Source organism: Microbacterium sp. F2E, from assembly GCF_020905435.1.
GTDB classification, from domain to species: domain Bacteria; phylum Actinomycetota; class Actinomycetes; order Actinomycetales; family Microbacteriaceae; genus Microbacterium; species Microbacterium lacticum.
Genome location: NZ_JAJJIB010000022.1, coordinates 27,756 through 41,422, shown reverse-complemented (window position 1 = coordinate 41,422; position 13,667 = coordinate 27,756). Strand labels below are relative to the sequence as shown.

The window sequence follows — 13,667 nt, the reverse complement described above, 5'->3', positions numbered from 1 at the left end:
CCCTCACGTATGTGGATAGGCGAAGCCGGAAGACCGGCTCGCAACCCACGGTCTACGCGAGCGGAGGCCTCAGGCTCAACCACTCATAGCGTCTAGGCGTTCGCGCGCTCGCGGACCCGCTGCCCCACGACGGCCGACACTCCGTCCTGTCGCATCGACACGCCGTAGAGCGCGTCGGCGATCTCCATCGTGCGCTTCTGGTGCGTGATGACGATCAGCTGGCTCGAGACGCGCAGCTGCTCGAAGACACCGAGCAGACGCCCGAGGTTCGCGTCGTCGAGCGCGGCCTCGACCTCGTCGAGGATGTAGAACGGGCTCGGTCGAGCCTTGAAGATCGCCGTCAGCAGAGCGACGGCGGCGAGGGAGCGCTCACCACCCGAGAGCAGCGAGAGACGCTCGATCTTCTTGCCGACCGGGCGCACCGATACCTCGATACCGGTGGTCAACGGATGCTCGGGGTCGGTGAGCGAGATGCTGCCCGAGCCGCCGGGGAAGAGGATCGGGAACACCTGGCCGAAGGCGATCTTGGTGTCCTCGAAGGCCGCCAAGAAGATCGTCTGCATCCGCTCGTCGAGCTCGGCGATGATCGTCTCGAGGTCGGTGCGGGTCTGCACGAGGTCGGCGAGCTGCTCGGTGAGGAACGCATGGCGCTGCTCGAGCGCGGCGTACTCCTCTAGGGCGAGCGGGTTGACGCGTCCGAGCTGGGCGAGCTTTCGCTCGGCGTCTTGCAGCCGTCGACGCTCGGCCGCCCGGTCGAAGGGGCGCGGGGCGGCGTCGCCCTCCCCCGCGTCGCTCTCGGCGCCTTCGGCTCCCTGGGCCGGCTCGGGCGCCAAGACCGGCTGGTCGGGGCCGTATTCCGAAACGAGAATATTCTCGTCGAGGCTGAGTTCGGATGCCACGCGTTCGAGCAGGCTCGTGACGTGCAGGCGCTTCTCGTGCATCTGCAGCTCGAGGCCGTGCACGCTCTCGGTGAGCCGCGACAGGCGCTCCCGCACACTCGCCTCGCGGGTGCGCAGCTCGCCCAGTTCGGCCGTCACCGCCGTGCGGGCCTGCTCGGCGAGCTGCAGGTCGACACGCGCCTGGGTGACCGACCGGCCCACCGAGTCGAGCAGCGGCGGAAGGCTTGCGGCGACATCGGCGGCGAGTTCGCGCTGCGCGCGGCGGATGACGGCGCGCCGCGCCGCTTCGGCCGCGGCGGCGCGCTCGCGCTCGCGCTGGCGCACGAGCTGGTCGACGCGTGCCTCGCCGGCGCGCACGCGTTCCTTGAGGGTCTCGACATCGAGGCGCGCGCGCATCTCGGCGTCGCGGGTGGCTTCGAGGTCGGCGAGCAGTCCGTCGCGGGCCGACGCGTCGAGGATCGGCCGGGGCGCCTGCTGCGCCGACTGCAGGGCGTCGCGCGCGGCGTGCGCGGCCTTCTCTGCATCGGTCACCGCCGCCTGCGCCTGCCGGAGCCCCGCCTCGAGTCGCTCGCACTCGGCGACGGCCGCCTCGTGGCGGACGATCGCCCGGTTGACCTGCTCGGCGTGCGCGGCGAGGGCCGCGTCGTGCTCGCGCAGGCGCTGCAGCGACTCACGGGTGAGCCGGCGTCCGTCGTCCCATCGCTGCTGGGCGTCGGCGAGGGCTTCGCGCAGCGAGTCGGCGACCACGCGGATCTCGGCGAGACGATCGTTCGCCGCGTCTCGCTCGGCCGCAAGCTCGAGACGCGACCGCCCGCCGCCCGAGCCGGCGCGCACGGTGTGCTCGGTGACGACCTCACCCGCACGGGTCACGACGGTGACCGCTCCGCCGAGTTCACGCTCTGCGAGCGCCCGACCCGCCGCGTGTGCCGCGGCGAGGTCGTCGACGATCACCGTGTAGGCCAGTACACCGGCGATGCCGGACGGCGCCGAGACGACCTCGACAGCGGGCGTCACACCGACGAGGCCGGCGAGGGCTGGCGTCATCGCCGGAGCCCCGGCGATGGCGATGTCGACCCGTCCGAGGTCGGCTTCCGCCGCGGTGCGGGCGAGGTCGAGCGCCGCGGCGACGTCGTCGACGAGCACGCCTTCGGCGAGCGCGCCGAGGGCGGCCGAGATCGCGGCTTCGAAGCCGGGCGAGACTTTGACGGCGTCGCCGACGAGGCCTCGGATGCCGGGGCCACCGCGCTCGATCAGCGCCGCGGCGGCGTTTCGCACGTCGAGGGCACGACCAAGCGCCGCGGACTGCGCGGTGAGCGACTCGAGTTCGCGTTCGGCGGCGTGCAGGCGCTCGCGCAGTGCGCTCACCTCGGTCTCGGCGGCGGTGGCGTCGCGCTGCGCGCGTTCGTAGGCGGCGGCGTGCTCGGCCGAGGAGGCCTCGGGCACGAGGTCGGGGTCGACGGCTGCGAGAGCGCTTTCGGCATCGGCGCGGCGCGCGAGCGCGGCATCCAACGCGTTCTGCTGGCGGTCGACGGCGGCGCGCACCGCGTCGAGCCGCGACGAGGCGGCATCGGAGGCGCCGCGCAGCTTGGTGATCCGCATGTCGTGCTCCGACACGAGCGCGCTCTGCGCGGCGATGTCGGCGTCGAGGGCATCGAGCTCCGCTCGGGCGCGGATGACGTCACGACCCGCGGTGGCCGCGGCATCCTGCGCGTCGCCCAGCCCCGCCGCGATCTGGTCGATCTCGGCGCGCGCCTCGTCGATGACCGCTTGACTCACCGTCGCGACCTCGAGGGCGAGCGTGCCGTCGTCCTCGAGCAGGGCGAGGCGCTGTCCGGCGAGCGAGTACAGGCTCCGCAGGCGCTCCTGCACGCGCTCCAGCGCGAACGCGACCCCGCGGGCGCCGTCGACGGCCTCGGAGCGCTGCTCGTGCTCGAGCGCGTCGATCCGGGTCTTCAGCTGATCGGCCTCATCCTGCAGCACGAGCCGCTCGGCGTGGCGCTCCTGCTCGCTGCGGGCGTGGTCGGCGAGCTGGGTGCGCAGGCTCACGAGCTCGTCGGCGTAGAGGCGCGCCTTCGCGTCGCGGACGACGGCCGCGATGGTGGCGGCCTCGCGGGCGATCTCGGCCTGCTTGCCGAGGGGTTTGAGCTGCCGGCGCAGCTCGCCGGCGAGGTCGCTCAGCCGGGTGAGGTTCGCCTGCATCGCTTCGAGCTTGCGAAGGGTCTTCTCCTTGCGCCGGCGGTGCTTGAGGATTCCCGCGGCCTCTTCGATGAAGCCCCGGCGGTCTTCGGGGCTCGCCTGCAGCACGCTGTCCAGGCGCCCCTGACCGACGATGACGTGCATCTCACGGCCGAGACCCGAGTCGCTGAGCAGCTCCTGCACGTCGAGCAGACGACAGCTCTCGCCGTTGATCGCGTACTCGCTCGTGCCGTTGCGGAAGAGCGTCCGACTGATCGTCACCTCGCTGTACTCGATCGGCAGCGCGCCGTCGGCGTTGTCGATCGTCAGCTGCACCTCGGCCCGGCCGAGCGGTCCGCGCGTCGAGGTGCCGGCGAAGATGACGTCCTCCATCTTGCCGCCGCGGAGGGTCTTCGCCCCCTGCTCCCCCATGACCCAGGCGAGCGCGTCGACGACGTTCGACTTGCCCGAGCCGTTGGGCCCGACGATGCACGTGACGCCGGGTTCGAGCGCGAACGTCGTCGGCTGCGCGAACGACTTGAAGCCCTTCATCGTCAGGCTCTTCAAGTGCATTCGGGTGTCCTCCACGGGCGGGGTTCGCCTCCACGCTAGCGGACGCGCCGCACTCTCCCCTTGACGCGCGCCGCGATTCGGCGCTAGTGTCACAGATCGCGTCAGAAGTAGAGAAAGGAGGTCCCTGACATGATGATGATCACCACCGTCACCGAAGCAGTCGAAGCACGAGCGTTCGCTCCTCTCTCCGCGTTCGCAGGGGCCGTCTCCTTCGACGCTTTCCGCGCGGCCGCCTGCTAACGGTTCGCCCGCGAGCTCTGCCCTTTTCAGGGCATGACGCTTCGGCGCCACCGTCCGCAGCCGCCCTTCCGTGCGCTCTGCGCGCACGTCCGCCGCAGCCCGGCATCCCCGCATCGCGAGGTCTCCGTCCGAGACCTCCGTCGCGAAGCCACACCGCCCGCGAGGCGTCCCGTCTCGCACCTTCCCGTGAAAGAGCATCCTCATGCGCACCTCGACGTCGAGTTTCGACCTCTCCGATTACGACCAGCGCCGCCTGCGGCTCGCCCAGCGCGACCGCCTGCAGCGCGAGCAGTCCTGGCAGCGACTGCTGCAGTTGCGTCCCTTCCTCTGATTCCGCACGCGGGGTGCCGGCCTCCGGCATCCCGCTGCGGGATCTCCCTCGACCACACCCAAAGGAAACACTCATGACCGAACCGACGGACGTCGAGTTCCGCCCCCTGACCATTCCGGCATCGATGGATGCCTCGGACGCCGACGAGTTCCGCGAGTTCACGCGGGTGCGCAACGAGGTGTACCGCGAGATCGCCGGCACCGATGACGACGCCCTCACTCCCGAAGAGCTGCTGCCGCACTACCAGCCGAGCCCGGAGGAGATCCGGTACGTGTGGGTCGCCGTCGCGGACGGCGAGATCGTCGGTCGCGTCAGCGTCGACCTTCCCCTCGAGGAGGGCTCCCGCGCCGCGTTCTGGCTGATCGAACTGCTCCGCGCACACCAGGGCCGCGGCATCGGCACGGCCGGTTACCGCCTGATCGAGGAGAAGGCGCGCGAACACGGCCGCACGGTGCTGCAGTCGTGGACGCAGCATCCGGATGCCCCGGGCCCGCGCCTCGAACCGCCGACGGGGTTCGGCTCGATCCCCGAAGACCGGGCCGCGCGGTTCTACCTACGAAACGGCTACACCCTCGAGCAGATCGAGCGCGAGAGCGCGCTGGATCTGGAGGCATCCGCCCCGGACGTCGCGCGCCTCCTCGCCGCTGCCGAGGCGAAGGCGACGGGCTACCGCGTCGTGCAGTGGCAGCTGCCGACACCCGCGGAGCACGTCGCCGCGTACGCCTGGATGAAGTCGCGCATGTCGACCGACACGCCCGCGGGCGCCCTCGAGTTCGACGAGGAGGTGTGGGATGCCGAGCGGGTCGCCCGGCACGACCGCAAGACCCTCGACGGCGGGCGCACGATGCTCGTCACCGCAGCGCAGCACGTCGCCACCGGCGAGCTCGTCGCCTTCAACGAACTGGTGATCGGCCACGACCCGGCGGCGGCGGCGAGCCACCAGGAGGACACGCTCGTGCTGCGCGAGCACCGCGGCCACAAGCTCGGCCAGCTCGTCAAGTGCGCCGGGCTCACCGTCTGGCGCCGCGACATCGCGCCGCGCTCCCCCAAGGTGATCACCTACAACGCCGAGGAGAACCGGCCGATGCTCGACATCAACGAGGCGATCGGCTTCGTGCCCGTCGCCTACAACGGCGCCTGGAAGAAGGTTCTGGAATGATCGACACGCTCACCCTCACCCCGATCGCCGTGCCGCGCACGATCGACGGCCCCGACGCCCGTGACTTCGTCGCGGCCGCGGAGGTGCTCAACCGCAGCGTCGCGTTCGACATCGGCAGCGACCACCTGCGAAGGGACGCCGCCGAGACGCTCCCCGGCTGGCAGGATCAGACCGACACGTTGCACGGCGGCCTCGTCGCGCGGCGCGACGAGGCCGTGGTCGGGGCACTCATCTATGAGGGACCGCAGGCGGCCGCCGCGACCGAGCTGGAGTTCGAGCTCGGCGTCGCTCCCGAATCCCGCGGCACCGGCATCGAGACGGCGCTGCTCGCCGCGCTCGAGGAGGCCGCCCGCCTGCTCGGCCGCACCACGCTCCAGACGTACGCGACGCACGCGACGGACACCGGTCTGCCGATGCTGCCGTCGCCGACCGGGTTCGGCGGTGTGCCGCTCGACGGGTGCGCCGGCGCGAGGCGCGGCTCGCCGCCGCGGGGATGCTCGTGTCGGTGGCGGCGGTCGTCCACGAGCCGACCGGCACCGTCGTCGCCTACAACGAGCTGGCGATCGGCAGCGACCGCACGAGACCGACCCACCAGTGGGGCACGCTCGTCGTCCGCGAGCACCGCGGCCGGCGCCTGGGCACGATCGTCACGTGCGCGAACATCCTGCACTGGCGCGAGACCGTGCCGACGTCGCCGTTCATCTCGACCTTCAACGCCGAGGAGAACCGGCCGATGCTCGACGTCAACGAGGCGCTCGGGTTCACGCCGATCGCGATCGGCGGCGCGTGGCAGCGGACGCTCGACTGACCACGGCCCGCACGGTCAGCGCGACAGCCGCTGGCAGTGCGGGCAGAAGTGACTCGACCGGTTCATGAACTGCTCGCGCACGATCGGACGGCCGCATCGCGGGCACGGCTGCCCGCCGCGGCCGTACGCATTCAGAGAGTGCGCGAAGTAGCCCGCCTGACCGTTGACGTTGACGTACTGCGCGTCGAAGCTCGTGCCGCCCTCGGCCAGCGCCTTCAGCAGTATGGCGCGGACCTCCGCGAGCAGCCGCGACACGGCACGCGCCGACAGATCGGATGCCGGTGTCTCGGGATGGATCCGCGCCGCCCAGAGCGCCTCGTCGGCATAGATGTTGCCGATGCCGCTCACGACGGTCTGGTCGAGGAGCACGCGCTTGACGGCCGACCGCTTGGCCCGCACGGTGCGGGAGAACCGCGCATCGGAGAACGCGTCGTCGAGCGGGTCGCGGGCGATGTGCGCGACCTGGGAGGGCGTCGCTGCGGCATCCGTGCCCCATCCGCCGGGTGCGGAGTCGGGGGACGGCACCAGGTGGTCGATCGCGAGCGACCCGAACGTGCGCTGATCGGCGAAGACGAGTGCGAGCTCGCCGTGCACGGGATGCTCGATGTCGATGCGCACCCGCTCATGACGTTCGGTGGCCGCGCCCGGGGCGCGCAGCAGCAGCTGACCGCTCATGCCCAGGTGTCCGACGATGGCTTCACCGAGGTCGCCGTGTCCGTCATTCGACGTGACTTCGAGCGGCAGCCAGAGGAACTTGCCGCGCCGCGCGGCCGCCGTGATCGCGCGCCCGCGCAACGCCCCCTCGAACGAGGCGGCATCGCCGGCGTGGCGGGTCAGCGCCCGCTCGTCGGCGACGGTGACCTGCGCGATCCGGGCGCCCACGACGGCGGGTGCGAGACCCGCGCGGACGACCTCGACCTCGGGAAGCTCCGGCATCGGGGTCAGGCGCGCTCGGAGAGCGCGTGCCAGAGCGTGAGCGCCGCGGCCATCTCGGCCTGCTTCTTGCTCGACCCGACGCCCTGGCGCGCCACGTCGCCGACGGCCACGGTCGCGGTGAACTGACGATGGTGGTCGGGGCCCTCGGCCTCGACCGTGTAGACAGGCACCGGCTGGCCGAGGCGCGCGGCGAGCTCCTGCAGGCTCGTCTTCGGGTCCATCGCGGCGCCGTAGCGCTCGGGGTCGTCGAGGAGCGGCGCCACGAGGCGCAGCACGAGCGCAGTCGCCGCCTCGGTGCCAGCGGAGAGGTAGGCGGCACCGATCACGGCCTCGGTCGTGTCGGCGAGGATCGAGTCCTTCTCGCGTCCGCCGGTCTGGTCTTCGCCGCGACCGAGTCGGATGTGCTCGCCGAGCCCGATCGTGCGGGCGACCTCAGCGAGCGCGACCGTGGAGACGACGCTCGCGCGGCGCTTGGCGAGCGAGCCCTCGTCGAGGTCGGGGTGCGTCGTGAACAGGTGCACCGTGACCGCCTGGCCGAGGATCGAGTCGCCGAGGAACTCGAGGCGCTCGTTGTGCGGCGCGCCGCCGTTCTCGTACGCGAACGAGCGGTGCGTCAGGGCGAGCGACAGAAGCTCGGGGTCGATGTCGACCCCGAGCTTGTCGGTGAGGCGCAGCGTCTCAGGGAGAGCGCCGCGTGCGATCTTCGCGTCCGTCACGGCCGCGTCGATCAGATGTCGGCGACCTTGCGGCCCTTGTACTCGAGGAACAGCTCGGTGCCCTGCGAGTCGGTGACGACCTTCGCCTGGTGCGGCCGGCTGTAGACGACCTTGCCGTTCTCGACGGTCTTGACGAGGGCGACCGGCTCGGCCTTCCACTGCGCGCGGCGCGAGCGGGTGTTCGAGCGGGAGACCTTCCGCTTCGGGGGGTTACCTGCCATGACTAGCTCTTCTCTGTGTGTGAGGCGGCGGGGCGCGCGGCCTCGTCGTCTGGGTCTGGGGTGTCGGCCTTCAGCGCGGCCAGCGCATTCCAACGCTCATCGATCGGGGCTTCCGGCTCGGCGCCTGGGACCAGCTTCTCGCCCGTGGCCGGATCAAGGCCGGGGCAGTCCGGCTGGCACACCGGCTGGAACGGAAGCGACAGGACGATCGAATCCCTGACCAGAGTTTCAAGATCCACGTGGTCGTCTTGAACTTCGAAGTCAGCCGCTTCATCTCCAGAATACCCGAAGAGCTCCTGAATCTCGACTTCGACCGGCTCGGCGACGTCGGTGAGGCACCGTCCGCACACGCCGGTGTAGCGTGTGGCGACGTCGGCGGTGACCAGGATGCCTTCGTGCACCGCTTCGAGTCGGACGCTCGCCTCGACCGGCTCGCCCTCGGCGACCGACACGAGACCCTCGCCCCACTTCTCCGGAGCGGGCGTGTCGATCTCGAACTCGCGTATCTCCCCCGAGCGGTGCAGGATGTCTCGCACCGGGAAGGAGAACGGACCGTTCACATGCTTTCTTGCCACCCGGCAATGGTAGCCGCCGCCGGCTGGGCGCGGGCCGTCAGCGCCCGCGCGACCCCGTGTCGAGGAAGCGCGCGACGGCCCCCGGCACGAACGGCGACACGTCGCCGCCGAGCGCCGCGACCTGCCGCACGAGCGAGCTCGACACGAGCGCGTGCGCCGGGTCGGGCAGGAGGAACACGGTCTCGATCGCGGCGAGGTGGCGGTTGACGATCGCCATCGGCGTCTCGTAGGCGACGTCGACCTGCGAACGGATGCCTTTGACGAGCACCCCGGCATCCACGTCCTCGGCATAGTCGACGAGCAGGCCCATGCTCCACGAGGCGACGATGACGTTGCCGTCGATCTGCTCCTCGGCGATGGACTGCTCGAGCAGGCTCAGGCGCTGCGCGATCGGCAGCATCGCCTCTTTGCCGGGGTTGTGCACGACGAGCACGTGCAGCTCGTCGTAGAGCGCCGCCGCGCGGCGGATGACGTCGAGGTGCCCCAGCGTCGGCGGGTCGAACGAACCCGGGACGACCGCGATGCGGTTGTTCATGGCATCCAGCCTATCGGTCAGTTCTTGGCCAACGCGGCGCGCTCCTGCTGGCCGAGCCGCCGCGTCAGCGCCGCGGCGAGGCCCGGGTGGCCGACGAGCGCGGGGTCTGCACCGAGCACGCGCTCGGCGCCGTCGCGCGCAACGGCGATGAGATCGGCGTCGGCGACGACGCGGAGGAGGCGGAGGGATGACCTGGCCCCCGACTGCGCCTCGCCGAGCACGTCGCCCTCGCCGCGCAGCTCGACGTCGACCTCGGCGAGGGCGAAGCCGTCGGTGGTCGCGGCGACCGCGTCGACGCGCGAGCGTGCGGGGGTGCCGGCCGGCGCCTCGGTGACGAGCAGGCAGAGCCCGGGCACCGCGCCGCGGCCGACGCGACCGCGGAGCTGGTGCAGCTGCGAGACGCCGAACCGGTCGGCCTCGAGGATCACCATCGTCGACGCGTTGGGCACGTCGACACCGACCTCGACGACGGTCGTCGCGACGAGCACGTCGATCTCGCCGCGGGCGAACGCCTGCATGACGGCATCCTTCTGCTCCCCCGGCATCTTGCCGTGCAGGGTCTCGACGCGAAGTCCCGCGTAGGCGGGCATGGCGGCGAGCAGCTCGCGCACCTGCACGACGCCCCAGCGCGTGCGCGGCTGCTCCCCCTCGAGCACGGGCGCCTCGTCCGGGGCATCCTTGTCGCCGCCCTTCGCGGTCGCCTCGGCGTCGATCGCGGCGCACACGACGAAGGCCTGACGCCCCGCGGCGACCTCTTCGGTGATGCGCTCCCAGACACGGCCGAACCAGCCCGGCTTCTCGGCGAGCGGGGCGACGAACGTCGAGATGCCGGCGCGCCCGGGCGGCAGGGTGCGGATCGTCGACACGTCGAGGTCGCCGAACACGGTCATCGCGACGGTGCGCGGGATCGGCGTCGCGGTGAGGACGAGCACGTGCGGGGCGGTGCCCTTCGCCCGGAGCGTCTCGCGCTGCTCGACGCCGAACCGGTGCTGCTCGTCGACGACGACGAGCCCGAGGTCGGCGAAGGTCGTCGACGCGCTCAGCAGCGCATGCGTGCCGACGACGATGCGGGCCTGCCCCGACGCCGCGCGGAGGGCCGCCTTCCGGCGCTCCGCAGCCGGCAGCTGCCCGGTGAGGAGGGTCGGCATGAGCTCGGGGGCGAGCTCGGGTCCGAGCATCCGCGCGATGGAGCGCACGTGCTGGGCTGCGAGCACCTCGGTGGGCGCGATGAGCGCCGACTGCCCGCCCGACTGCGCGACCTGCAGCATCGCGCGAAGGGCGACGAGGGTCTTGCCCGAGCCGACCTCGCCCTGCACGAGCCGGTTCATCGGCCAGTCGCCCTCGAGATCGTGCGCGATCACGTCGCCGACCGCGCGCTGGTCGTCGGTGCGCTCGAACGGCAGCCGGGCGTCGAAGCGCGCCAGCAGGTCGCCGGCGGGCCGCGCGGTCGCCGACATCGCGCGGACGAACTGCCGCTGCTGGAGCAGAGCCGTCTGCAGGACGAACGCCTCCTGCATGCGCAGCGTCTCGCGCGCGGGCTCGACGTCTTCGAGGTCGGAGGGCGTGTGGATGCCGCGGAGCGCGGAATCCGCGTCCATGAGCGCGTGGGCCCTTCGGAAGCCCTCGGGCAGAGGGTCGGCGATCGGCGCGAGCCGGTCGAGGACGTCCTTCACCGCCTTCTGGATCTGCCAGCTCGCCACGGTGCTCGAGGCGGGGTAGATCGGGATCGGCGTGTGCTGGCGCTCCTGGGCGGTGAGCCGCGCGGTATCCGTGTCATCGAACAGCTGGTAGTCGGGATGGGCGAGCTGCTGGCGCCCCTTGAACTGTCCGACCTTGCCGGAGAAGATCCCCTGCATCCCGACCTGCAGCTGGTCGGCCCGGTACTTCTGGTTGAAGAACGTCAGCGTCAGCGCGCCGGCGCCGTCGCTGATGACGACCTCGACGATGTTGCCGCGACGCTGCTTCATCTGGCGCACCGACACCGAGCGCACCTCCGCCACGATCGTCACCTGCTCACCGAGCGGCAGCGACGCGATCGGAGTCAGCTCGCCCCGCCGCGCGTAGCGACGGGGGTAGTGCGACAGCAGATCGCCGACCGTCTCGATCGCGAACGCCCGGTGGAAAAGGCCCGCCGTCTTCGCCCCGAGCGCGTCGACGAGACTCGTGTCGAGCGTGAGCGAGGGCATGCACCGAGTCTAGAGAGCGGCCCCGACAGCCGACGGCACCCGCACCCTCGCCCGTCGACGCCGCCCGCCCGCTCCGTCGGTCGCGACGCTCGCCCGCGCTCGTGCGCGCCGCGGCATATGCTCCCCCGTACAGTGGCCGCATGCTGCGTCGCATCCTCGCCCGCCTGTACTGGACGTTCAGTCGCTGGACGCTCCGCTCCGAGCCCGCACCGACGCGGCCGACGGTGCTGATCGGCGCCCCGCACACCTCCAACTGGGACTTCGTGCTCATGCTCGCGATCGCCTGGCGCCTCGGCATCCCCGTCCGCTGGCTCGGCAAGGCGAGCCTGTTCGCGGGCTGGCGCGGACCGATCATGCGCGCCCTCGGCGGCATCCCGGTGCAGCGCGACGACGCCGCCCGGGTCGTCGACGAGGTCGTCGAGCGGGTGCACGCGGGCGAGGTGTTCGGCCTCGTCGTCACGCCCGACGGCACCCGGGGCGGCAACGAATACTGGAAGAGCGGCTTCTACCGCATCGCGCGCGCGACCGGCATGCCCGTCACACTCGGCTACGTCGACCGCACGACGATGACGACCGGGCTCGGCCCCACGATCGACCTCACCGGCGACGTCGCCGGCGACATGGACCGCATCCGCGCCTTCTACGCCGACAAGGCGGGCCTGCGCCCCGAGCGCCGCACCGAGCCGCGGCTGCAGAACGAGCTCGTCGCGTCGTGACCTCTCGGTAGGGTGTGCTGGTGACGCGCATCATCGCCGGAGCCGCCGGCTCTCTCGCCCTCGCGGTGCCCGACGCGGGCACCCGCCCGACGAGCGACCGGGTGCGCGAGTCGCTGTTCGGCGCACTCGAGGCATCCGATCTCATCGACGGAGCGCGCGCCCTCGACCTCTACGCGGGTTCGGGTGCCCTGGGGCTCGAAGCGGTGAGCCGCGGCGCGGTCTCCGCCGACCTCGTCGAGAAGGCGCCCCGCGCGGCATCCGTCGCCGAACGCAACGCCCGCACCGTCGGCCGCGCCGTGCCGGAGGCGACGATCCGCGTGCACCGCGCGGCGGTGGATGCCTATCTGACGTCGGCGTCGGCGCGCTTCGACCTCGTGTTCGTCGACCCGCCGTACGACCTCGACGACGCCGGCCTCACGGAGACGCTGACGCTCCTCGCGGAGCGTCTGAGCCCCGACGCCGTCGTCGTGATCGAACGCGCGACGCGCTCCGGCGAGCCGACGCTGCCGGCGTCGCTCGCGCACGATCGTGCGAAGAAGTACGGCGACACGACGCTGTGGTGGGTGCGCCCCGTCTGAGCGGGATCAGCCGCGTACGGCGTCCCAGTCGCGATGCGGGTCCCAGCCGCCGCGGCCGGTCACCGGCGCGCCGCCGACCGTGACGAACCCGTCGCGGTCGGGCGCGTCGGCCGCGCGCGCGAGCACGCGCCCGATCGGGCGGAACCCCGCGGGCAGCGCGATGCCGGGCGGGAAGCACGCGAGCAGCGCGTGATCCTCGCCGCCGCGGAGGGCATGCTCGTCGAGCGCCGGATCGAGGTCGATCCGCACCTCGGATGCCTCGGCCATGCGGCGCGCGTCGAGCAGCAGACCGTCCGAGACATCCATCATCGCGGTCGCTCCCCCGCCGGCCGCCGCGGGGCCCTGGGCGATCGGCGGCGCGGGTCGCAGCTGTGCGCGCAGGTCGTGGCGCTCGGCGGCGGTGAGCGCCGCTTCGTCGACCGGGATCGGGGTGCCGTCGGCGCTCCGAAACCGGTCGAACAGCAGCGCGAGTCCGCGCGCCGCGGCGCCGAGCGTGCCCGCGACGGCGACGGTGTCGCCCGCCCGCGCGCCCGAGCGCAGCACGGGGTCGGCGCCGTCGAGCACGCCCAGCACGGTGATCGCGATCGTGAGGGTGTCGGAGGCCGTGAGGTCGCCGCCCTCGACGGCGCAGCCGGGGGCGAGCGCGTCGCACGCGGCCCGCAGCCCCCGCGCGAGGTCGTCGACGAACGCGGCCTGCGTCTCGTCGGGGAGCGCGAGCGCCACGACGAGCGCCGTCGGCCGCGCGCCCATCGCCGCGATGTCAGCGAGATTCACCGCCGCCGCCTTCCAGCCCAGGTCGAGCCCGCTCGACCACGCCAGTCGGAAGTCGGGCCCGTGCACGAGCGTGTCGGTCGAGACGACCACCCGCCCGTCGGGCGCGGCGAGCACGGCGGCGTCGTCACCGGGCCCGACGAGGGCGCGGGAGCTCCCCGAGAGCGCCGCGAAGATGCGCGCGAGCAGGGCCCGCTCGCCGAGGTCGCCGACGGTCTGGGCGCGCGGATCGTTCATGCCTCCACGGT

Annotated in this window: 13 protein-coding genes and 1 pseudogene; 6 read left to right on the top strand and 8 right to left on the bottom strand. The window is 72.3% G+C overall.

The annotated features are described in order from the left end of the window. Positions 1-92: 92 nt before the first annotated feature. Positions 93-3,647, bottom strand: coding sequence for a chromosome segregation protein SMC (smc, locus tag LOK55_RS13090; protein ID WP_229935715.1), 3,555 nt, complete (start codon positions 3,645-3,647; stop codon positions 93-95). Positions 3,648-4,089: 442 nt separating this feature from the next. Here smc and LOK55_RS14160 point away from each other — a divergent pair, with 442 nt between their 5' ends. From LOK55_RS14160 to LOK55_RS13075, 4 genes and pseudogenes are all read left to right on the top strand, one after another. Further along, the gene (locus LOK55_RS14160) at positions 4,090-4,218 is read left to right on the top strand and encodes a hypothetical protein (protein WP_255314023.1); all 129 of its coding nucleotides are present in this window, start codon (positions 4,090-4,092) and stop codon (positions 4,216-4,218) included. Positions 4,219-4,291: 73 nt separating this feature from the next. Further along, positions 4,292-5,377 (top strand): GNAT family N-acetyltransferase, encoded by a 1,086-nt coding sequence (locus LOK55_RS13085; RefSeq protein ID WP_229935714.1) that lies wholly within the window; start codon positions 4,292-4,294, stop codon positions 5,375-5,377. Then, a pseudogene (locus LOK55_RS14435) lies at positions 5,374-5,691 on the top strand (GNAT family N-acetyltransferase); the annotation flags it as partial. The gene LOK55_RS13085 and the pseudogene LOK55_RS14435, both read left to right, overlap by 4 nt. A 143-nt stretch (positions 5,692-5,834) precedes the next feature. Then, positions 5,835-6,185, top strand: a complete 351-nt coding sequence (locus LOK55_RS13075) for a hypothetical protein (RefSeq protein ID WP_229935712.1) — start codon at positions 5,835-5,837, stop codon at positions 6,183-6,185. A gap of 15 nt (positions 6,186-6,200) precedes the next feature. Here LOK55_RS13075 and mutM read toward each other — a convergent pair whose 3' ends face one another. The 6 genes from mutM to LOK55_RS13045 are packed head-to-tail and all read right to left on the bottom strand — an operon-like array spanning position 6,201 to position 11,354. After that, on the bottom strand, positions 6,201-7,121 hold the full coding sequence (gene mutM, locus LOK55_RS13070; RefSeq protein WP_229935711.1) for a bifunctional DNA-formamidopyrimidine glycosylase/DNA-(apurinic or apyrimidinic site) lyase: 921 nt from the start codon (positions 7,119-7,121) through the stop codon (positions 6,201-6,203). A gap of 5 nt (positions 7,122-7,126) precedes the next feature. After that, complete coding sequence (gene rnc / locus LOK55_RS13065; RefSeq protein WP_374107659.1) at positions 7,127-7,837, bottom strand: ribonuclease III; 711 nt, start codon at positions 7,835-7,837, stop codon at positions 7,127-7,129. A gap of 11 nt (positions 7,838-7,848) precedes the next feature. After that, entirely contained in the window at positions 7,849-8,058 is a 210-nt protein-coding gene (gene rpmF, locus LOK55_RS13060) for a 50S ribosomal protein L32 (protein WP_141380516.1), read from the bottom strand. A 2-nt stretch (positions 8,059-8,060) separates the two neighbouring features. Continuing rightward, positions 8,061-8,618, bottom strand: a complete 558-nt coding sequence (locus LOK55_RS13055) for a DUF177 domain-containing protein (RefSeq protein ID WP_229935710.1) — start codon at positions 8,616-8,618, stop codon at positions 8,061-8,063. Between the two features lie 52 nt (positions 8,619-8,670). Further along, a complete protein-coding gene (gene coaD / locus LOK55_RS13050) occupies positions 8,671-9,168 on the bottom strand; it encodes a pantetheine-phosphate adenylyltransferase (protein WP_141380517.1) in 498 nt (165 codons plus the stop codon). A 17-nt stretch (positions 9,169-9,185) separates the two neighbouring features. Further along, on the bottom strand, positions 9,186-11,354 hold the full coding sequence (locus LOK55_RS13045; RefSeq protein ID WP_229935709.1) for an ATP-dependent DNA helicase RecG: 2,169 nt from the start codon (positions 11,352-11,354) through the stop codon (positions 9,186-9,188). A gap of 140 nt (positions 11,355-11,494) precedes the next feature. Between LOK55_RS13045 and LOK55_RS13040 the strand changes: the two genes are divergently transcribed. Both LOK55_RS13040 and rsmD read left to right on the top strand, forming a co-directional pair. Then, a complete protein-coding gene (locus LOK55_RS13040) occupies positions 11,495-12,070 on the top strand; it encodes a 1-acyl-sn-glycerol-3-phosphate acyltransferase (RefSeq protein WP_229935708.1) in 576 nt (191 codons plus the stop codon). A 20-nt stretch (positions 12,071-12,090) separates the two neighbouring features. Then, entirely contained in the window at positions 12,091-12,648 is a 558-nt protein-coding gene (gene rsmD, locus LOK55_RS13035; RefSeq protein ID WP_229935707.1) for a 16S rRNA (guanine(966)-N(2))-methyltransferase RsmD, read from the top strand. A 6-nt stretch (positions 12,649-12,654) separates the two neighbouring features. On the opposite strand, the gene thiL is transcribed toward rsmD, so the two are convergent. Beyond that, complete coding sequence (gene thiL / locus LOK55_RS13030; RefSeq protein WP_229935706.1) at positions 12,655-13,656, bottom strand: thiamine-phosphate kinase; 1,002 nt, start codon at positions 13,654-13,656, stop codon at positions 12,655-12,657. Positions 13,657-13,667: the final 11 nt, after the last annotated feature.